The organism is Bradyrhizobium sp. WD16 (assembly GCF_024181725.1).
Taxonomy (GTDB): Bacteria; Pseudomonadota; Alphaproteobacteria; order Rhizobiales; family Xanthobacteraceae; genus Bradyrhizobium_A.
Genome location: NZ_CP028908.1, coordinates 3,156,502 through 3,176,549 on the forward strand (window position 1 = coordinate 3,156,502; position 20,048 = coordinate 3,176,549).

A 20,048-nucleotide genomic window follows, 5' to 3' on the forward strand; every position below is an offset into this window, starting at 1 on the left:
GCGCGATGCACGACGAAGTCTACACGGATGGAGTGGAAGAGATCACGGTCGGCGGGTCGATCGTGCGCGTCGATCTGATCACTCTGTCGCTGACGGAGCGGGACGCCAACAATCTCCCGAAACGGGTATTCCGCCAACGCCTGATCTTTTCGGTCGAGGCGTTCGCGAACTCGGTCGACGTGATGCAGAACGCGCTCCAGGGCCTGGTCGATGCCGGGATCGTCCGGCGCAACCAGCCGCGGCCGTCGGCCGATCCGGTCAATATCGGTTCGTCCGCAGAGCGCGGTCCGACAGCTCCGAACAGCCCACGGTCACCGAATGTCTCAACCAATTTCCGCTGAGATCGAAGACGTCGGCGAAGCGCCGTCCGCAGCAGTCGTCGACGAGGCGCCAGCCGTTGTCGATGAGGCGCCCGGTCCGGCGTCGCGAACGGCGCTGGAATGCCTCGCCAGGGTCGCGGCCCATCATGGGGTCGATCTGCCGGCCGACCGGCTGCAGCACGCCTATGTGGTCGCCGGCTCGCCGATCGCGACGAACCTGTTGCTGCGAATGGCGAAGGATGGCGGACTGCGCGCCCGGAATGCGCGGCTCGATTGGGGAGCTCTGTTCCGGCTGGGCGAGGCCTATCCGGCATTGGTCCGACTGAAGAACGGCAACTGGATCGTCGTCCTCGGCGCCGGCGAGGCGGCTGACGGCACCGAGGCCGTCAGCATCTTCGATCCGCTTGCTGAACGGCAGGACGAGGCCTTGATCGTCGGCAAGGATCTGTTCTGCGGCCGGTGGAGCGGCGAAGCCATCCTTGTCAAGCGCAACGGCCGGTCTGCCGATGGACGACCCGCCTTCGGGCTGCGGTGGTTCGTCCCCGAACTGCTGCGCCAATGGCGGCTGTTTGCCGACGTCGCCATCGCCGCGATCCTGCTCTATGCGCTCGGTCTCGCGCTCCCGATCTTCTTCCAGCTCGTGATCGACAAGGTCCTCGTCCACGAAAGCTTCACGACGCTCTATGTGCTCGCCGCCGGAGCGACGGCTGCGCTTGCGTTCGACGCCATATTCGGATTCCTGCGCCGCTACCTTCTGCTGTATGCGACCAACAAGGTCGACATCCGGGTTGCGACCAAGACGTTCGGACACCTGCTCGGTCTTCCGGTGACTTTCTTCGAGCATATTTCGGCCGGGGTGCTGGTCAAGCACATGCAGCAGGCCGCCCGGATTCGCGAATTCCTGACCGGCCGGCTGTTCCTGACCACGCTCGATGCGCTGTCGCTGGTCGTCTTCATTCCCGTTCTCGCGCTCTACAGCATCAAGCTGACCTGTGTGGTGCTGGCCTTCACGGCGCTCAGCGGCGCGGTCGTCGCGCTGCTGATGGGACCATTCCGGCGCCGTCTCTACGAGCTCTACCAGGCCGAAGGCGCGCGTCAGGCTCTGCTCGTCGAGACCGTGCACGGCATGCGCACGGTGAAGTCGCTGGCGATGGAGCCGCTGCAGGGCAAGGTGTGGGACGACCGTTGTGCCCAGTCGGTCACGATGCGGTTCGGGGTCGAGAAGATCTCGGCCGGGGCGCAGTCGCTGACCGGGTTTCTCGAAAAATTGATGACGCTCGGGATCATCGCACTCGGCGCACTCGACGTCTTCAGCGGCGAGATGACCATCGGCGCGCTGGTCGCGTTCAACATGCTGGCCGGGCGCGTCTCGGGGCCACTGGTGCAGATGGTGACGATGGTCCACGAATATCAGGAGGTCGCCCTCGCGGTTAAGATGCTGGGCGAGGTGATGAACCAGAAGCCTGAGCGCGATGGTCGGCGCGACGGGCTGCGGCCCGATCTCGTCGGCAAGATCGAATTCGAGAATGTCTCGTTCCGTTATGGCCCGGACGCGGCGCCGGCGCTCGACGACGTCTCCTTCTCGATCGCGCCCGGATCGATCTTCGGCATCGTCGGCCGCAGCGGTTCCGGCAAGACGACGCTGACGCGGTTGATTTCGGGCATGTATCCGGTCCAGCAGGGCCTGCTGCGGGTCGACGGCTACGATTCCCGCGAGCTCGATCTTATTCACCTGCGCCGCAATCTCGGTCTCGTGCTCCAGGACAATTTCCTGTTTCGCGGTACGGTGCGCGAGAATATTGCCTGCGTGAAGCGAGACGCGACCTTCGCCGAGGTGGTCCGGGCGGCGCAGCTCGCCGGGGCCGACGAGTTCATCGAGCGATTGCCGCGCGGCTTCGACACCATGCTCGAGGAGGACGCCTCCAATCTTTCGGGAGGCCAGAAGCAGCGGCTGGCGATCGCCAGGGCGCTGATCGTCAACCCGCGCATCCTGATCTTGGACGAGGCAACGAGCGCGCTGGATTCGGAGAGCGAGATGATCATCCGGCGCAACCTGCGTCGTATCGCGGCCGGGCGGACCGTGATCATCGTCTCGCACCGGCTGTCCATGCTCACCGATGCCAGCGAGATCCTGGTGATCGATCGCGGCCGCATCGTCGACGTCGACCACCATGACCGGCTGCTGTCGAAGTGCACCATCTACAGGCATCTCTGGAACCAGCAGACGAAGCAGATCGCATGACCAGGGCAGACAAATCCGGCGCCGACGCAATGACCGGGAAGAAGGCATCGCCGCAGCCGGCCGGGCGGCGGCGCCGATCGCTGTTCCGGGCGGCTCCGCTCCGCTCGCCGCTGATCGCGGAATTCCAGACCGATGCCATCGAGATCGAGGAGCGGACGCCGCCGCGCGTGGCGCGTCTGACGCTCTATTGTGTCGTGGCGCTGATCCTGGCCGCCGTCGCCTGGGCGTCGGTGTCGCATGTCGACATGATCGTCACGGCCCAGGGAAAGCTGATCACGACCCGGCCCAATCTCGTGGTGCAGCCGCTGGAAACCTCCGTCATCCGTGAAATTCACGTCAAGGCCGGTGATCGGGTCAACCGCGGCGATGTGCTGGCGACACTCGATCCGACCTTCTCCCAGGCGGACCTCGATCAGTTGCGCAACCGCGTCGCCGCATTCGATGCGACGATCAACCGTCTGAAGGCCGAACTGGCCGGCCAGGATTACGTGGTCGGCGTCGGCGCCAGCGGCGACGAGGTCCTGCAACGCAAGATGTTCCTGCAGCGCAGGATGGGCTACGACGCCCAGATACAGAATTACGACGCGCAGATCGCGTCCGCCCAGGCGAATCTCAAGACCGCGCAGGACGAGGAGGCGGTGCTGGTGCAGCGGCTCGAGACCATGAGGTCGATCGAGACCATGCGCAGCACACTGATGGACAAGGAGGTCGGCTCGAAGCTGAATTTCCTGCTCTCGCGCGACGCGCGCCTCGAAGTGGAAAGCAATCTGGCCCGGGTGCGGGGGAATATCGCCGACAATGCTCACCGGGTCGACAAGTCCCGCGCCGATCAGAACGTCTTCGCCGAGGACTTCCGCCGCACCGCCTATCAGGATCTGGTCGAGACCCTGGCCAAGCGCGACAGTGCCGCAGAAGATCTCAAGAAGGTGGAGCTGCGGCGGCAGCTGATCGTGCTCAAGGCGCCGGCCGATGCCGTCGTGCTCGAGATCGCCAATCGGACGGTCGGCTCGGTGGTTCGCGAGGCCGAGACGCTGTTTGTGCTGGTCCCCCGCGATGTGGCACTCCAGGCTGAAGTCAACGTCGAGGGCAGGGATATCGGCCAGGTATCGGTCGGCCAGCCGGTCCGGATCAAGTTCGAGGCCTTCCCGTTCCAGAAGTACGGCACGGGGAGGGGTGAAGTGCGCGTCATCAGCCAGGATGCATTCTCGCCGGATCCCAAAGCCGAAGGTGCGCGCCGCGCGACGGCTCCGTATTACCGTGTGCTGGTCGACCTGTCCGACGCGCATCTTCGGCTCCCGGCGGAGCGCGTCCCGCTGATTCCGGGCATGGCGGTGACCGCCGAGATGAAGGCGGGACGGCGCAGCGTGATCTCCTACTTCCTCTATCCCCTGCTTCGCGGACTCGACGAAAGCATCCGCGAATACTGACCAGCGTACGGTGATTGTCGTGATGAAGACCAGTTCCGATGCCGGAGTGAAACTGATGGCGCCCGCCGGCCTGACGGAGCCGACGCGCAACTCGCATCTGGTGAATTATGCTCTGCGCGGCCTGCGCCACTGCTGGCTGCCGCAACACGGCCGCTGGTCGCATATCTACCATCTCGACGGACGCGCGGCGCCAAACCAGTCGCTGCCGCAGAGCGACGTGTTCTATACGCTGAACGTTCTGCTCGGAATGTCCCGGACCGCCGAGATACCCGACAGCATCGGTCTGTCGGAGATCTTTCAGCGCAACGTGCGCCAGCTCGTGAGCCTTCCGGTGCCGAAATATGCCTACGGCATGGCGCTGTGGGCCGCCGCGGAGCTGGAACTGGGGATTCCTGAGGAGGTGGCGCGGGAGGTGAAGGCGCTGCTGGACAATCGCTCGGGCTGGGAGAATTTCCGCGCCCAGGACCTCGGCATGCTGCTGACCGGAATCGTCGCGATGGCCCGCGCCGATCGAAAGGAGTGGTACCGCTTCGCCGGGCCGCTCTTCGCCTTCCTCAGGCAACGCTATCACAGCCCTTCGGGGTTGTTCTTCGATGCCCCGTCGGGAATGCGGCGGCGTTTCGCGTCGTTCGCGACCCAGGTTTATCTGTCGATCGCCTGCTATCAGTACGGCGACGTCGCTGGAGATCCCTTGGCGATCGCCATGGCGTCGGCCTGCGTCCGCAAGCTGATGGCATTGCAGGGGCCGCGCGGCGAGTGGCCGTGGTTCTTCGATGCGGTCAGCGGGCGCGTGCTGGACTTCTACGAGGTCTATTCGGTCCACCAGTACGGCATGGCGCCAGCCCTGCTGGAATGGGCGGAGCGGTACGATGTCCACGGCGCGCGGGAGGCCCTGATCAAGGGTTTCAACTGGGTGCTGGGCCGCAATCAGCTCGAGCGATCGATGCTCGTACCCGAGCTGGGCTTGAGCATTCGCTCGCAAATCCGCCGGAGCGAGCTGACGACGAAGCTGCCGCGGATGTTGCGTGCGGCCGCGAAGGCCTATCTCGGGCGTGACTCGGACCTGATCGACAGCTCGGCGGTCGGTCTTCGTCTCGAGTGCCGCAGCTATGAGCTTGGCTGGATCTTGTGGTCGTTCGGCCAGCGCTCCGATCTGCCGGAATTGGCCGATCATCAGGCTTTCGTTCCGCCGGTGTCGCCGGCCTAAATCCGCCGAGCTTCAGGTCCGGTCCGGAGAGGATCGCGGACCGAGCGGCCGAACGCTCAGCGATTCCATGAAATCGATCGGTCACCTCGCAGCAGCGTCAGCATCACCGCGGCGCGGTGCGTGCGCACGGCGCAAAGCACGGCAAAGGCCCGCCATCGCGTGACGAAGCCCTTGATACGGTCGCTGGTCAGGACCGTGATCGCGCCGGCGGCCGGCGAGGCGAGCAGGAGGAGTGCGCGCGCAATCCAGCGCAGTCGCCAGGCGGCCTTGCCGTCCGCCATGTGGCGATAGTGCAGGATCTGCCGATCCCATTTGGCATAGAGTTCGTCAAGCGAGCCGCGGGCAGGGTGGAAAACGATCATCTCGGGAACGTAGCGGAAGCGCAGGCCCGCATCGCGGGCACGCTGCCCCCATTCCATGTCTTCGGCCACCTCGATGCCGGCGAAGGGACCGGCGGCGTCGAAGTCCCGGCGAAACATCACGAGGTTGCCGGTGCCGGAATAGCCGTGCCGCTCGATGTAGAGCTTGAAGCGATAGGCGAAGACGCTCTCATAGGCCTCGACGGCGGTGAGACTGCTGTCTCCGGGATGCCAGATGCGCACATCGCCGCCCAGCACGGTGCGCGGCAGGGACGACTGGAGCGCGTTCAGGGCGTTGTCCAGCCAACCCGGGTGGGCGCGGCAGTCGGCGTCGATGAAGGCGAGGATGTCGCCGGCTGCAGCGGCAACGCCGGTATTTCGGGCGGGACCGGGACCGGGCCGTCCTTCCTGCAGCAGGCGCGTGCCAGGATGGCGGGCGACGACCTCGGTCGGAAGCGCCAGCGAGCCATTGTCGACGACGATGACCTCGAAGAGGTCTCGCTGCAGGCTCTGCGCTTCGAGGCTGCACAGGCAGGTTTCGAGGCCGTCGGGCTGGTTGAGATGCGGAATAATCACCGAGATCTTGGTCATATTTAATCCTGCACTGGTTTAAATCGCCCGATCCAGCCGCGAGCGCCGCCGCTCTGCTGCGGATCCTGCCGCAACAGCCTGCCGGGCAGCTGCGCGGCCTCGATTTAATGCCAAAATAAATCTTGCAATTAAATGTTGCGTGAGTATTATCGCGATTATTAATTTAAATACAAGAGCAAGTTGCTCTTTAATTGCAGGGGGTTGCGATGCGCGCGTCGTTCCTGGAGTGCCCCGTCGACATCCTCTCCATGGCCGAGACCGTCGATCTCGCCCGCCGGGCGATGCGCAGCCGTCAACGTTTGCAGCACGTCGCGCTCAATGTCGCCAAGCTCGTCAACATGCGCCTCGACCCGGTGCTCGCTGCCGACGTGGCCAACAGCGATGTCGTGAGCATCGATGGAATGGGGATCGTCTGGGGCGCGCGGGCACTCGGGTTGCCGGTCAAATCGCGCGTTGCCGGCGTCGATCTGCTTGCGGAGCTGCTCGCGGTCTGCGCCTCTGAGGGATTCAAGCCCTATTTCCTCGGCGCGACGCCGCCGGTGCTGCAGCGGGCGGTTGAGCGTGTTCGCGGGCGTCATCCTTCCCTGGTGCTGGCAGGGTACAAGGACGGCTATTTCGGCCGCGAGGACGAGGCCGCTGTCGTCAGCGACATCCGGGCCAGCGGGGCCGACTGCCTTTTCATCGGCATGCCGACACCGCGCAAGGAGCGGTTTCTCGCGGCGCATCGCGACGTCCTCGGCGTGCCTTTCATCATGGGCGTCGGCGGTTCATTCGACATTCTCGCCGGCGAGGTCCGGCGTGCGCCCGCCCGCATGCAGCAGCTCGGACTGGAGTGGCTCTACCGCGTCTATCAGGAGCCGGGCCGGATGTGGTGGCGATACGCCAGGACCAACACGCTGTTTGCCGGAATTCTGGCGCAGGCCGTCATCCGCCAGATTCTCGGAGCCGCGCCGCGGGCGAACCGCGTGATTCCGCCCGGCGCGGGCCGGGTCGGAGGCTGAGACGTGCAGAAGCATTTTCTCGTCCTGTTGGGTACCCGTCCGGAGGCGATCAAGCTGTTTCCGGTGATCAACCGCCTCAAGGCCGAAAAGGACATCACAATCACGGTCTGCGCCACGGCGCAGCACCGGCAGCTGCTCGATCAGGTGCTCAAGCTTGCCCGCGTGGTTCCGGATTTCGACCTCAACGTCATGACGGCCAACCAGACGCTGGATCATCTCACGGCGCGACTGCTCGGCAACATCGGCGAGGTGCTCGACCAGGTGAAGCCGACGCGGGTCATCGTCCAGGGCGACACCGCGACCGCAATGACGGGTGCTCTCGCGGCCTACTACCACCGTATTCCGGTGTCGCACGTCGAGGCCGGATTGAGGAGCGGCGACATCTACGCTCCCTGGCCGGAGGAGGTGAACCGCAAGATCGTCGGCTCGATCGCCGACCAGCACTTCGCGCCGACGGAGCGTGCCGCGCAGGCGCTGCGAGCGGAAAACGTGCCCAATGAGCGTATCCACGTCACGGGAAACACCGTCGTCGATGCCCTGATCCTTGCCAGGGCCATGGTCGAGGCCGACCCTTGCCTGTCCTCGCGGTGGGACGACATCAGAAAGCATCACGGCAATCGCCGCATCATCCTGGTGACCTGCCATCGCCGCGAGAATTTCGGCGGTGGCGTGCTCAACATCGTCAACGCGCTGCAGACCATCCTCGCCAGGGAAGATGTCGCCGTGGTGCTTCCGATTCATCCGAACCCGAATGTCCGCGACATCTTCGCCGCGCACCTTTCGAACCACCCCCGCGTCATCCTGATATCGCCGCAGGAATACACCGATTTCGTCAGCCTGCTGTCGCTCTCTTACCTGGTGCTGACCGACTCCGGTGGCGTCCAGGAGGAAGCGCCCACCTTTGGCAAGCCGGTCCTGGTGATGCGCGAGACGACCGAGCGACCCGAAGGTGTGGAGGCCGGCACGGCGCGCCTGGTCGGCGCCGACTACGACAGGATCGTCGAGGAGACGTTCCGCCTGCTCGACGATGACGAGACCTATTCGGCCATGGCTCGCTCCCACAACCCGTTCGGCGACGGCCGCGCCAGCGAGCGAATTGTGAAGGTCCTTCTCGATGCCTGAATTTCAGAAAGTCGTGATGATCGGACTTGGCTATATCGGGCTGCCGACGGCCGCCCTGATCGCCAGTCGCGGGATGCAGGTCGTCGGCGTCGACACCAAGGAAGACGTCGTCCGGACCGTCGGCTCCGGGGCCATCCATATCTCGGAGCCGGATCTCGACGGCCTCGTCTCCAAGGTGGTGTCGAGCGGCGCGCTGGTGACCGCCACCAAGCCGCAGCCGGCGGACGTCTTCATCATCGCGGTGCCGACGCCGATCGATGGCGACAATCGGCCGGATCTGAGCAGCGTGAACGCCGCCGTCGAGAGTATTCTCGACGTTCTGGCGCCGGGGAATCTCGTCATTCTGGAATCGACTTCGCCGATCGGAACGACGGAAGCAATAGCGAGGCGCATCAGTGAGCGAAGGCCGGACCTCCATGTCGGCACCAACGGCAAGGAGGACGGATCGGTTTATGTCGCCTACTGCCCCGAGCGCGTCCTTCCAGGCCGGATCCTGACCGAACTCATCAACAACGATCGCTGCATCGGCGGCATTACGCCGGCCTGCACCCGGCGGGCGCAGCGCTTCTACAAGATGTTCGTCCGCGGCGCCTGTGTCGCGACGACGGCGCGCGCGGCGGAACTGGTCAAGCTGACCGAAAATGCCTTCCGTGACACCAATATCGCCTTCGCCAACGAGCTGTCGCTGATCTGCGACAGGTTCGATATCAACGTCTGGGAGGTGATCGACATCGCCAACCGGCATCCCCGCGTCAACGTGCTGCGGCCCGGCCCGGGCGTCGGCGGGCACTGCATCGCGATCGATCCCTGGTTCATCATCGATTCCGCGCCAGACCTCGCGCGGGTGATGCGGACGAGCCGTGACGTCAATAATCAGAAGACCCACAGGATCATCGAGCGCGCCGAGGCGCTGATCGACGATCACCCCTACGCGAACGTCGCCTGCTGCGGCCTGACGTTCAAGGCCAATATCGACGATCTGCGCGAGAGCCCTGCCATGGAGGTTGCGTTGCATCTCGCCGCCAAATACGGGCCGCGCGTCAAGGTCGTCGAGCCGAATCTGAGGCGGTTGCCGCCCGATCTAGCCGACCATCGCGTCGGCTTCATGAATATCGATGAGGCCCTGCGGAGCTGCGAAATCGCAATCGTGCTCGTCGACCACGACGAATTCAAGATGATCCCGCTGGCGGAACGACGCCACCTCGACGTCATCGATACGCGGGGCATCTGGCAGGACATGCCGGTACGGACCTGAGCCGGCAAGGCAGTGGAAATCGGCGGCGTTGGGCGAACCGGGCCGCGCTCAACCAGCGACAAGGAGACCTTGCGGTCTCGAACGGGCAGAGGACAGCGCATGCAGAGTAGCCAGATAGGTGTCGGCATTGTGGGATACGGCTACTGGGGCCCGAATCTCGTGCGCAATTTCGCGAATAACGCCTCGGCCAGCGTCGTCGGGGTCAGCGATCTCGATCCGGGTAAGCTCGCGGCGATTCAGCGGCTTTATCCTGGTACGACGACGACCCAGCGCTACGACGACCTGCTCAGCAATCCGGACATCGACGCCATTGCCATCGCCACGCCGGTGCACAGCCATTACGAGCTGGCCCTTGCGGCGCTCAGGGCCGGCAAACACGTCCTGGTCGAGAAGCCGTTGGCGTCCAGCGCGGATCTCGTGCGCCGCCTGATCGACGAGGCCGATCAGCGCGGGCTGACGCTGATGGTCGATCACACATTCCTCTATACGCCGGCGGTGCAGAAGATTCGCGAGCTGATGCTTCGCGATGAACTCGGCGAGGTCTACTACTACGACAGCACCCGCTCGAGTCTCGGCCTGTTCCAGAGCGACGTCAACGTGATCTGGGATCTGGCTGTCCACGATATCTCGATCATCCAGTATATTCTGGACGAGGACCCGGTGGCGGTCTCGGCGACCGGGTCGTGTCATGTTGCCGGGTCCCCGGAGAACATGGCGCATATCACGTTGTTCTTTCAGAGCAGATGCGTCGCCCATGTGAGCGTCAACTGGCTGTCCCCCATCAAGGTGCGGCAGACCTTCGTCGGCGGCAGCAAGAAGATGATCGTCTACGACGACCTGGAGCCGACCGAGAAGATCAAGGTCTACGACAAGGGCATCACCCTGAACGGCTCGTCCGAGAACGCTCATCAGTTCCGGATCGGCTATCGGGCCGGGGACATGTGGGCGCCGCACATTTCGGCGAAGGAGGCGCTGCAGAGTGAAGTGGAGCACTTCATCGATTGCGTCCGCAACGGCACGCCGCCGGTGTCCGATGGCCTGTCGGGGCTGCGCGTCATCGAAGTGCTCGAAGCCGCGTCGCGCTCGATCGCCGATCAGGGCAAGCCCGTTCTGCTCAAGCATCCGCGCGGCAGCGTCCGGGAGCCCGCCAGGGCTACGGCCTGATCGGTTCGTGATGAGCTCAGTCCAGCGTTCCATCTTCTTTTCCGCGGCCGAGCGTTATGCCAGCCTGTTGCTGTTCCTTGTCTCGACGGCCGTCCTGTCGCGGCTGCTGACGCCCAAGGAGTTCGGTGTCTATGCCGTCGTCGGCGCCGTCACCACCGTGGTCGCGGTATCGTCGCAGGAGTTCGGCGGCGCCAATTATATCATCCAGAAGGTTTCGCTGTCCGACGCGAATGTCCGCACCGCATTTACGGTCACGTTCTGCCTATCCGCCTTGATCGGCGCCGGCCTCTATCTTCTGGGCGGAATGCTCGGGGCGTTGTTCGGCGAGGCCGGCATAGAGGCGGGGATCGCCGTCGCCGCGCTGAACTTCCTGATCACGCCGTTCTCGATGACGATCATCGCGCTGCTCCGCCGCGACATGCGGTTCGGCGTCATCGCCGGCGGAAACCTTGCCGGCAACTTCGCCACTGTCGTGGCGTCGATCGCGCTGGCGGCGTTGGGCTACAGCTATCTCGCACCGATCTGGGGCATGGTCGCCGGAAGCGCCGTGCAGGCGGCCTATATGATGGCCGGACGCGACGATCTGCGGATTTTCCGGCCGTCGCTGGAAGGCTTCCCGGAGGTCGTCAGATTCGGTCTCTATTCGAGCGGCGTCGTTCTCATTAACGTATTGTACAACTCGGCGCCCCAACTGTTTCTCGCGCGGGTGCTGGATTTCGCCGCAGTCGGTCTCTACAGCCGGGCCGTCAACGTCACCCAGGTGTTCGACAAGCTGGTCATCCAGGTGATCAGCCCGGTCATCATGCCTGCCATCTTCGCCCAGACCAAGGCCGGCGCCGACCTCAAGCGGATCTATCTCGATGCGATCGGGCTCCTGACCGTGCTGCACTGGCCGTTCCTGATCCTGGTGGCGGTGATGGCGAAGCCGATCATCGCCGTGTGGCTCGGCCCCACGTGGCTGGAAGTGGTTCCGCTGGTGCGTCTGTTGTGCATCGCCTATCTGTCGCTGTTCGCCGCCTGCCTGACCTATCCCGTCCTGGTGGCGGCCGGCAGCGTCCGCGACGCGCTGGTTTCCTCGCTGATCTCGTTGCCGCCGTCGCTGCTCCTCATTCTCGGAGCGTCCTTCTTCGGCGTCGGCGCGGTGGCGGCCTCGGCGCTGCTGACATTGCCGTTCCAGGCTGCGGTGGCGATCTATTTCGTCGGCCGCCATATCGAGCTGCGGCCGATCGATATCCTCCGCGCGACGCAGAAGAGCGGTGTGGTCGCGGCCGGCAGCGGCGTTGCGGCGGCGATCGGCGCCGCCCTGATCGACTACGGCGTGATCGGCCAGGCTGCCGGTGTCGTTGCCGCCTGCGCGGCAGCTGCGGCAGCCTGGCTTGCAGCGCTGGTGGCGGTGCAACATCCGTTGCTGCCGAAGCTGAAGATGGCAGCCGGCGAGGCATTGTTCATCACGTGGCGCATCGGAGTGCCCGTGCCGCTGTCATCCGGCCGGCCGGACCGGGATGGCTGTTGAATTCCTGCTCTAACGCTCGGGAGAAGAGGCGATGGCGATCGCAAAGGACGTGCAACTCGGCCGCGACGTGCGGATCTTTCATCCGGACCTCGTCAACCTCTACGGTTGTTCTATCGGTGACGAGACCAGGATCGGGACCTTCGTCGAGGTCCAGATCGGGGCGACGATCGGCGCCCGCTGCAAGATCTCCTCGCACAGTTTCATCTGCGAGGGGGTCACCATCGAGGACGAGGTGTTCATCGGCCACGGCGTGATGTTCACCAACGACAAATACCCGAGGGCGACCACCGCGGACGGTCGCCCCCAGGGCCCGGCCGACTGGAGCGTGGAATCCACGCGCGTCGGCAGGGGGGCCTCGGTCGGATCCAACGCCACCATTCTGAGCGGCATCACGATCGGTGCCGGCGCCATCGTGGGCGCCGGCGCGGTGGTGACCAAAGACGTTCCGCCTCAAGCGATCGTGGCGGGAGTCCCCGCCCGTGTGATCCCGGCCTCGACGGCAGGGGCTTCATCGAGGCGGTACGCGACGCCGCATCGTAACCGTTGACCACGGCCACGAATTAAACCGAGTTCGCGCGAACAGCAGTTTTCATTTGTTTATTTTTGTGATTTGATTTAATTGGAATATTGAATTTAAATAAATTAACCGCGCGGCCGGGCGCCAACACAGGATAAGGCCTTGATACCGCTTCTCGATTTGAAAGCTCAATACCGCCAGATCAGGTCCGAAATCGATGCCGCGATCATGCGCGTCATCGAGAGCACGCAATTCGTGCTGGGCCCCGATGTCGACGCCTTCGAGAATCGCTTCGCTGCCTATTGCAGCGCCGCGCACTGCCGGGCGGTCAACAGCGGCACCTCGGCGCTGCACCTGGCGCTGCTCGCGGCGGGCATCGGCCCTGGCGACGAGGTCATCACGGTCTCGATGACCTTCGTCGCGACGACTGCCGCCATTCTGTACAGCGGCGCGAGGCCGGTGTTCGTCGATGTCGATCCGGTGACCTGGACGATGGATCCGGCGTTGATTGAAGCCGCGATCACGCCGCGGACGAAGGCGATCCTTCCGGTTCATCTGCACGGCCTGATGGCCGATATGGATCCGATCATGGAGATCGCCCGCCGGCATCGTCTCGTTGTCATTGAGGATGCTGCGCAGGCTCACGGCGCCGAATACAAGGGGCGCCGCGCGGGATCGATCGGTGATCTCGGCTGTTTCAGCTTCTATCCGGGCAAGAATCTGGGTGCCTATGGCGAGGGCGGAGCGATCGTCACAAACCAGCCCGACCTCGCGCGGCGGATATCGCTGCTGCGGGACTGGGGGCAGGAGTCCAAATACAATCACGTCGTCGCCGGCTTCAACTACCGCATGGACGGCATCCAGGGCGCGGTGCTCAACGTCAAGATGGACTATATCGAATCCTGGACGCAGGCGCGCCGATCGGTTGCCGCGCATTACGATCGCCTGCTGGCGCAGTCGCCCCTCATGCGGCCGCGGCCGCCCTCGCACAGCCGTCATGTCTATCACGTCTACGCGGTCGGCCTGCCGCGCCGCGACGAGACGCTGAAGATGCTGCACGAGGCCGGCGTCGGCGCCGGCATTCACTATCCCGTTCCGGTCCATCTTCAGAAAGCCTATGCCGGCCTCGGCCACGGCGCGGGCGATTTTCCGGTCACCGAAGCGCTGGCCGGCGAGTTCCTGTCGCTGCCGATCTATCCCGAGCTCGAGCCGGCGCAGGTGGCCGAGGTCGTCGGCACACTGGAGAAGATCACGTTGGTCGAGGCGGCCTAGCGCGGTGGAGCTGACGCTCGTTTCAGTCTTGCGGCGAGTTCTTCATACGCGCGTCAGATCCAAAACCGCACTAGAAACACAATGATGCTGGTGTCCCGTTGTTTCCAACGTTCGTAGAAGCAGTCTGCTGCAAAGGCATACGAACGTTGGAAACGGGATGCTAGTGCGGCGTCTCGCAATTGCCTACCGCCTTTGCGGCAAGCCCCTGTAGGCAATTGCGAGACATAAGCCGCACTAGCTTCTTGATTTTGCTAGTGTCCTTATGTCTCCGAATGACCGTGCGAGGGTGAGGCAAATGGAGCGGTAATTCGGAGACAGGACACTAGATATCCGATTTTCAAGGTCTCGATCGGAAACGCATGTCGTCAAAAAGCGGTTTCGGAGCCGCGTAAGAACAGGAGAGCGTCGTGGCTGATCTGAAGGGGAAGCGCGTTCTGGTCACCGGCGGAGCCGGGTTCATCGGCTCGCATATCGTGGACCTGTTGTGCGACGAGGGCTGTATCGAGATCGTCGCTCTGGATAACATGGTCAGAGGACGGCCGGAGAACCTCAAGCGTGCGTCGACACGCGGACCGGTCCGTCTCGTTCATGGCGACATCCGCGACGGCAAGCTGCTCGGCCCCCTGGTCCGGGCAGCGGATATCGTCTTCCATCAGGCTGCGTTGCGCATCACCCATTGCGCCGCCGAGCCGCGCCTCGCGATGGAGGTTATGGTGCAGGCGACGTTCGATCTGCTGGAGCTCTGCGTCCAGCACAATGTCGAGAAGGTCGTCGCCGCGTCGTCGGCATCGGTCTACGGCATGGCCGAGGAGTTTCCGACCACGGAGCGCCAGAACCCTTATGATAACCGGACCCTCTACGGGGCTGCCAAGGCGTTCAACGAGGGCCTTCTTCGCGCCTTCAACGACATGCACGGGCTCGACTACGTCGCCTTCAGATATTTCAATGTCTACGGCGATCGCATGGACATCCACGGCCGCTATACCGAGGTGCTGATCCGCTGGATGGAGAGGCTGGAGGCCGGCCTGCCGCCGATCATCTTCGGCGATGGTCAGCAGACCATGGACTTCGTCCACGTTCGCGACGTCGCCCGCGCCAACATTCTCGGCGCCAGGGCCAATTCGACCGATGAGGTGTTCAACGTGGCGAGCGGAACCGAGACCAGTCTCTTGCAGCTGGCGAGAACGCTGTCGATGGTGATGGGCCATCGCGAGCTGGTGCCGGAATTCGCGCCGGAGCGATCGGTCAATCCGGTGCCGCGACGTCTCGCCTCCACGGGAAAGTCGGAGCGCCTGCTCGGCTTCCGCGCCACCGTGCCGCTTGAACAGGGTTTGGCCGAACTCGTCAAATGGTGGCGGACGGAACGCGGCTCCTTCGCGGCCGTGCGCCGGCAAGAGGCGGTGGCCTCGTGATCCCGATCGCGATGCCGCTGCTGGCGGAGGACGAAGCCGATGCGGCCCGGGCGGCGGTGCTGTCCGGCTGGGTGTCGCAAGGTCCGCAGGTGTCGGCCTTCGAGCGCGACTTCGCGGTTCTGGTCGGCGCCGAGCATGCCTGCGCCGTGTCCAATTGCACCACCGCCCTGCATCTTGCCCTGACCGCCCTGGACATCGGGGCCGGTGACGAAGTGATCACCGCCAGCCATTCGTTCATCGCCTCCGCCAACTGCATCCGATATTGCGGCGCCACGCCGGTTTTCGTCGACATCGACCCGGATACCTACAACATAGATCCGGTCAAGGTGGCCGAGGCGATCACGCCGCGGACACGCGCCATTATCGCCATTCACCAGATGGGCATGCCGTGCGACCTCGCTGCGCTCGGCGCCCTGGCGAACCGTCACGGGGTCGTCCTGATCGAGGACGCGGCTTGCGCCGCGGGCAGCCAGATTCGCATCAACGGCGAATGGGACCGGATCGGCAGGCCGCACGGTGCGATCGCCTGCTTCTCGTTTCATCCCCGCAAGGTGATCACCACCGGGGAGGGCGGGATGCTCACCACGGCGGATGCCGAGCTCGACCGCAAATTCAGGCTTCTGCGGCAACACGGCATGAGCGTTCCCGACACCGTCCGGCACGGCTCGCCAAAGGTGATCTTCGAGGACTATGTCGTCGTCGGTTTCAATTATCGCATGACCGACATCCAGGCCTCGATCGGGCGCAAGCAGCTCGAGCGGCTGCCCGAATTGGTGTCGCGCCGCCGGGCGCTTGCATCCCGCTATACCGAACTGCTGGGCAATATCGAGGGCCTGCACCTGCCATTCGAGCCGGACTGGGCGCGGTCGAATTGGCAGAGCTATTGTGTGCGTCTGCCCGGGCGGGTCGAGCAGCGGACGGTGATGCAGAAGCTGCTCGACCAGGGCATCGCGACGCGCCGTGGAATCATGTGCTCGCACCGCGAAGCGCCTTATGCCGGCACCGTGTGCCTCCACGATCTGCGCCAATCCGAGCTCGCCCAGGATCATGCGATCCTGCTGCCGCTCTATGCGCAGATGACCGAGGACGATCAGGTCCAGGTCGCGACTGCACTGCGGGCCGAATTGGGCTGCTAGTGTCCTGTCTCCGAATTACCGCTTCATTTGCCTCACCCTCGCACGGTCATTCGGAGACATCAGGACACTAGCAAAATCAAGAAGCTAGTGCGGCTTATGTCTCGCAACTGCCTATGAGAGGGTTGCCGCGAAGGCGGTAGGCAATTGCGAGACGCCACACTAGCGGCGTCGCGCGCAGCCTGGTCGATCAATTCGGGCGCGGCATGCCGGTCGCAGCATCTTGACTGCCGGCCGGCGCCGCCGGTGCTGCCCCGTGCCCGGGCGACAGGATGGCGGCGATCATGGCGCGGGCATTGCCATCGTCGGTCGAAGCCGTACCGAGCCAGCGTCGATATTTCCGCTGCAGCTTGTAGCGGGCGACGCCCACTCCGCAGCGGGCAGCCTCAACCAGCCGCTGTCCGGCCGAGGCGCGGTTGCGGATCGCTGACAGATACGTCTCTTCCATCGTCCGCGCGGCGTGGTCCAGGCTGAAACGCTGCTCGACCAGCCGTCTTCCGAAGATTCCGAGAGCACGCCGCCGCGGAGCCGATGCGACCACCGGTTCGAGAACCGACCGCAGCGCGGCCACGCCGGCGCCGCGCGAACCGGGGCCGAGCCCGTACCAGCCCTGACGCAGAAAGATCGGCGCGCTGTCCGGTGTCAGCAATTCGCTGAAACCATTCTCGCCGACCACCACCAGAGGCTTGCCGAAGGCCATGCCGCGCAATGCGGAGCCGCCCTGGCCAACGATGATATCGGCGGCGGCATAGCCGGGGCGCGGGTCGGCCATCTCGCCGGCGAGCAGAACCACCATCCGGCCGACGCTCGCGTTGACCTTCGCCGCCTGCATCGCCACCTGGTCGCGTGCCGGCCCGTCGCCGATCACGACCAGCCGGACGGGCAGGCCCGCGAGCGCGAGATCGCCAATTGCATCGCAAGCCGACAGCAGTCCCTCGAGCTTGAGATCAGGCACCAGGCGGCAGATCATGGCGAGCAGAACCTCGTCGGGTGCGATGCCGTGCGAGATGCGGAAATCGCTGCCGTCGAACGAGGGATGGTCGGCCCGCGTGTCGACGGGCGGCTCGAGCAGCGCGACTTGCCGATACCCGTCCGCTGCGGCCGCTTGCCGGATCATCTCCGTGCCGACGGTCAGCGGCACGCTCCGCGGCAGGAACGGCGCTACCGACATCGACATCACGGTGCCGACGACGGCCGCCCGTCCCGGCAGGTCGACGCCAAGAAAGGCCTCGATGATGGGCGGCCATTCATGGCCGTGCACGACGTCCACGGCGTGATGGCGCACGAGATCGCCGAGCATGCGGATCACCGCCGGCGAGGGACGCGCCCGGTGTTGTGGAACTTCGATGTGCGCGAGCCCCATGGCCTTGACCCGTCCGACCAGGGGACCAGCCTCGGAGACGACGGTGACGTCGTGGCCGCGACTGCGGATCGCCCCGGCCACCTGCACCGCGTTGAGCTGCGATCCGCCCATTTCCATGGAATGCGGGTAGACGAGCACCTTCATGCCTGCCGCGTCCTCCAAGACCGGCCCGACAAGCCGCCGGCCAGCCATCCATTGACCGCGCTATCTCAGGACAGGCCGGCAACAACCGGTCCGGGCGGACCGATAATTAATCAACTCTGATAAATCGCATCATATCGAGATTTAAAATCGGAGCAATTCGATTATATTGCGATTTAATGAGGGTTTTCCGGCCGGCTGTGGCAGCCGGATCGCAGACGGCAAACCGGATCGCACAAGGCGCTTTCGCAGATGAGCATGACGGCCAGGAAGGGTGGTGCGGCGGCGCCTCGGGTATTGGTCGCCATCGCGAGCTACGGCTCGTCGAACGACCGCTATCTCGAACGGATCATCCGCGAATACAGGGCGATGGCCTTCGATATCGACATCGTCGTGTTGTCGAACATCGACAAGACGCCTGCACCCGGCATCGAATGCCGCGTCGGCCTGCCCGCCAGGGATCCGTGGTCGCTGCCCTTCGCCCACAAGAAGTTGTTCGCCGACCGGTGCGATCGCTACGACCTCTTCATCTATTCCGAAGACGACATTCTGATCAGCGAACGAAGCCTTTGTGCCTGGCGCGAGGTGACCGCGCAGCTCGCGGAGGACGAGGTCGCAGGTTTCTTGCGGATCGAGTTCGGAAACGATGGTGAGCGGAACTATCCCGATGCCCATGGTCATTTCCACTGGGATCCAGCCTCTGTCCGCCGGCGAGGCGACTATACGCTGGCGCATTTCACCAACGAGCACGCGGCCTGCTACGTGCTCACCCGCGAGCAACTGCGCAAGGCGCTGAAATCCGGCGGCTTCGACGTCGCCCCGCACGAGGGAAAATACGATCTGCTGTGCACGGCGGCGACCGATCCATATACCCAGTGCGGGCTGACCAAGCTGATTCCGGTTTCGCACCTCGATGAATTCACCGTCCACCACATGTCCAACCGCTATGTCGGGAAAATGGGGCTGACGGCCAGGGAGTTCGGCAGGCAGGCGGATGCCCTGCTGCAGATCGCGGCAGGCGCCTCCCGGCAACGATCGCTGTTTCCGACCGAAACGCGGCTTTGGCGCGGCGCCTATTCCAAGGACTACTACGAGCCGGTCATGGAGCAGGTCACCTCGCTGATCCCGCGCTCGGCCCGCAACGTGCTCTCCATAGGCTGCGGCCGGGGCGCGAGCGAAACGCGGCTGGCGGCGTCGGGACTGGCGGTCACGGCCATTCCACTCGACAGCGTCATCTGCCGGGCAGCTGCGGAAACGGGCGTCGAGATCATCGACCCGGACTTTTCGTCTGCCGGGGCAAGTCTGGATGGCCGGCGGTTCGACTGCGTACTGATCTTGAATGTGCTGCACCTCGTGCACGATCCCGTCGAGGTGTTGTCGCTGTTTGGCGGCCTGCTGTCGCCTGCGGCGACGGTGATTATCCAGAGCCCCAACATGTCCAATCTCCCGGCGATCTGGCGGCAGATCCGCGACCGCCGGCTCGAAATGCCGCGCAGCTATGAGACGGCGGGCGCCCACTTCTCTTCCCCGGGCTCCATCGCGAAATGGTGCAGGCAGGCCGGTCTGGCCGTGGAACGAACTGCCGAGGTCCTGCACCGGCGCGTCGAGGCCTATGACGGCATCATTCCAGCGATCGCGCGGCGCGCGCTTGCTTCGGACATCATCGCCGTCGCAAGAAGCCGAGGTGATGCGCGCGAGCGTGTCGCCGGCCCGGAGCAGCTGACGTGAGCGACGCTCGGACAACGGGTTTCGGCGTCGACGGCCTGGCTCTCCCGCGAAGCTGGACGGCGGTCACTGCGTCCCGGAGGCCGGCGGCGCCAGCCGGGCCGCGCTACCAGCTTGCCAGCTGGGTGGCGCTGGTCGGTCTGGTCATTCCGGCCTGGGAAGCCGAGGTCTCGGTCGCCGGTGCAAAATTCACCGCGGGCCGGCTCGCCGTCACGGTGCTGGTGATCCCCGGGGTGGTCATCCTGGCGCGCCGCGGGCGGCGCCTCGTCGCCTGCGACATGGCG

At 64.6% G+C, this 20,048-nt stretch carries 16 protein-coding genes and 1 pseudogene; 14 read left to right on the forward strand and 3 right to left on the reverse strand.

Features of this window, described 5'->3' with window-relative positions; translation table 11 throughout:
* Positions 1–5: 5 nt before the first annotated feature.
* The 4 genes from DB459_RS14625 to DB459_RS14640 are packed head-to-tail and all read left to right on the forward strand — an operon-like array spanning position 6 to position 5,196.
* On the forward strand, positions 6–341 hold the full coding sequence (locus DB459_RS14625) for a hypothetical protein (protein ID WP_253705997.1): 336 nt from the start codon (positions 6–8) through the stop codon (positions 339–341).
* Complete coding sequence (locus tag DB459_RS14630) at positions 319–2,562, forward strand: peptidase domain-containing ABC transporter (RefSeq protein WP_253705998.1); 2,244 nt, start codon at positions 319–321, stop codon at positions 2,560–2,562. Before DB459_RS14625 ends, DB459_RS14630 begins: the two co-directional genes overlap by 23 nt.
* Positions 2,559–3,989, forward strand: coding sequence for an HlyD family type I secretion periplasmic adaptor subunit (locus DB459_RS14635; RefSeq protein WP_253705999.1), 1,431 nt, complete (start codon positions 2,559–2,561; stop codon positions 3,987–3,989). Before DB459_RS14630 ends, DB459_RS14635 begins: the two co-directional genes overlap by 4 nt.
* A gap of 22 nt (positions 3,990–4,011) precedes the next feature.
* Entirely contained in the window at positions 4,012–5,196 is a 1,185-nt protein-coding gene (locus tag DB459_RS14640; RefSeq protein WP_253706000.1) for a hypothetical protein, read from the forward strand.
* A 56-nt stretch (positions 5,197–5,252) separates the two neighbouring features.
* On the opposite strand, the gene DB459_RS14645 is transcribed toward DB459_RS14640, so the two are convergent.
* The gene (locus DB459_RS14645) at positions 5,253–6,146 is read right to left on the reverse strand and encodes a glycosyltransferase family 2 protein (RefSeq protein WP_253706001.1); all 894 of its coding nucleotides are present in this window, start codon (positions 6,144–6,146) and stop codon (positions 5,253–5,255) included.
* 206 nt (positions 6,147–6,352) lie between these two features.
* Here DB459_RS14645 and DB459_RS14650 point away from each other — a divergent pair, with 206 nt between their 5' ends.
* The 9 genes and pseudogenes from DB459_RS14650 (at position 6,353) to DB459_RS14690 (ending at position 16,538) form a co-directional block, all read left to right on the forward strand.
* Positions 6,353–7,147: a WecB/TagA/CpsF family glycosyltransferase gene (locus DB459_RS14650; RefSeq protein ID WP_305884131.1), complete on the forward strand. Its 795-nt coding sequence runs from the start codon at positions 6,353–6,355 to the stop codon at positions 7,145–7,147.
* 3 nt (positions 7,148–7,150) lie between these two features.
* Positions 7,151–8,269 carry a non-hydrolyzing UDP-N-acetylglucosamine 2-epimerase gene (gene wecB, locus DB459_RS14655; RefSeq protein WP_253706003.1) on the forward strand — a complete coding sequence of 373 codons (1,119 nt, stop codon included), beginning with the start codon at positions 7,151–7,153 and terminating at the stop codon, positions 8,267–8,269.
* Positions 8,262–9,524, forward strand: coding sequence for a UDP-N-acetyl-D-mannosamine dehydrogenase (gene wecC, locus DB459_RS14660; protein ID WP_253706004.1), 1,263 nt, complete (start codon positions 8,262–8,264; stop codon positions 9,522–9,524). The genes wecB and wecC overlap by 8 nt, the downstream gene beginning before the upstream one ends.
* A 99-nt stretch (positions 9,525–9,623) precedes the next feature.
* Positions 9,624–10,688: a Gfo/Idh/MocA family protein gene (locus DB459_RS14665; protein WP_253706005.1), complete on the forward strand. Its 1,065-nt coding sequence runs from the start codon at positions 9,624–9,626 to the stop codon at positions 10,686–10,688.
* 10 nt (positions 10,689–10,698) lie between these two features.
* Complete coding sequence (locus DB459_RS14670; protein WP_253706006.1) at positions 10,699–12,201, forward strand: oligosaccharide flippase family protein; 1,503 nt, start codon at positions 10,699–10,701, stop codon at positions 12,199–12,201.
* Between the two features lie 253 nt (positions 12,202–12,454).
* Positions 12,455–12,685 (forward strand): annotated as a pseudogene (locus tag DB459_RS27600) (DapH/DapD/GlmU-related protein); the annotation flags it as partial.
* A gap of 195 nt (positions 12,686–12,880) precedes the next feature.
* Complete coding sequence (locus DB459_RS14680) at positions 12,881–13,990, forward strand: DegT/DnrJ/EryC1/StrS aminotransferase family protein (protein WP_253706008.1); 1,110 nt, start codon at positions 12,881–12,883, stop codon at positions 13,988–13,990.
* Positions 13,991–14,406: 416 nt separating this feature from the next.
* Complete coding sequence (locus DB459_RS14685; protein WP_253713570.1) at positions 14,407–15,402, forward strand: NAD-dependent epimerase/dehydratase family protein; 996 nt, start codon at positions 14,407–14,409, stop codon at positions 15,400–15,402.
* Positions 15,399–16,538, forward strand: a complete 1,140-nt coding sequence (locus tag DB459_RS14690; protein WP_371926744.1) for a DegT/DnrJ/EryC1/StrS family aminotransferase — start codon at positions 15,399–15,401, stop codon at positions 16,536–16,538. The genes DB459_RS14685 and DB459_RS14690 overlap by 4 nt, the downstream gene beginning before the upstream one ends.
* Positions 16,539–16,725: 187 nt before the next feature.
* Here the strand turns inward: DB459_RS14690 and DB459_RS14695 are convergent, their stop codons facing one another.
* Entirely contained in the window at positions 16,726–18,090 is a 1,365-nt protein-coding gene (locus DB459_RS14695; protein WP_371926745.1) for a glycosyltransferase family 4 protein, read from the reverse strand.
* Between the two features lie 201 nt (positions 18,091–18,291).
* Between DB459_RS14695 and DB459_RS14700 the strand changes: the two genes are divergently transcribed.
* Positions 18,292–19,767, forward strand: a complete 1,476-nt coding sequence (locus DB459_RS14700) for a bifunctional 2-polyprenyl-6-hydroxyphenol methylase/3-demethylubiquinol 3-O-methyltransferase UbiG (protein ID WP_253706010.1) — start codon at positions 18,292–18,294, stop codon at positions 19,765–19,767.
* Positions 19,768–19,870: 103 nt separating this feature from the next.
* On the opposite strand, the gene DB459_RS14705 is transcribed toward DB459_RS14700, so the two are convergent.
* Positions 19,871–20,044, reverse strand: a complete 174-nt coding sequence (locus DB459_RS14705) for a hypothetical protein (RefSeq protein ID WP_253706011.1) — start codon at positions 20,042–20,044, stop codon at positions 19,871–19,873.
* Between the last annotated feature and the right edge of the window lie 4 nt (positions 20,045–20,048).

Coding starts and splice junctions, on each gene's coding strand:
- DB459_RS14625 (WP_253705997.1), top strand. CDS start 6: ATGCACGACGAAGTCTACACGGATGGAGTGGAAGAGATCACGGTCGGC.
- DB459_RS14630 (WP_253705998.1), top strand. CDS start 319: ATGTCTCAACCAATTTCCGCTGAGATCGAAGACGTCGGCGAAGCGCCG.
- DB459_RS14635 (WP_253705999.1), top strand. CDS start 2,559: ATGACCAGGGCAGACAAATCCGGCGCCGACGCAATGACCGGGAAGAAG.
- DB459_RS14640 (WP_253706000.1), top strand. CDS start 4,012: ATGAAGACCAGTTCCGATGCCGGAGTGAAACTGATGGCGCCCGCCGGC.
- DB459_RS14645 (WP_253706001.1), bottom strand. CDS start 6,146: ATGACCAAGATCTCGGTGATTATTCCGCATCTCAACCAGCCCGACGGC.
- DB459_RS14650 (WP_305884131.1), top strand. CDS start 6,353: ATGCGCGCGTCGTTCCTGGAGTGCCCCGTCGACATCCTCTCCATGGCC.
- wecC (WP_253706004.1), top strand. CDS start 8,262: ATGCCTGAATTTCAGAAAGTCGTGATGATCGGACTTGGCTATATCGGG.
- DB459_RS14665 (WP_253706005.1), top strand. CDS start 9,624: ATGCAGAGTAGCCAGATAGGTGTCGGCATTGTGGGATACGGCTACTGG.
- DB459_RS14670 (WP_253706006.1), top strand. CDS start 10,699: ATGAGCTCAGTCCAGCGTTCCATCTTCTTTTCCGCGGCCGAGCGTTAT.
- DB459_RS14695 (WP_371926745.1), bottom strand. CDS start 18,090: ATGGCTGGCCGGCGGCTTGTCGGGCCGGTCTTGGAGGACGCGGCAGGC.
- DB459_RS14700 (WP_253706010.1), top strand. CDS start 18,292: ATGAGCATGACGGCCAGGAAGGGTGGTGCGGCGGCGCCTCGGGTATTG.
- DB459_RS14705 (WP_253706011.1), bottom strand. CDS start 20,044: ATGTCGCAGGCGACGAGGCGCCGCCCGCGGCGCGCCAGGATGACCACC.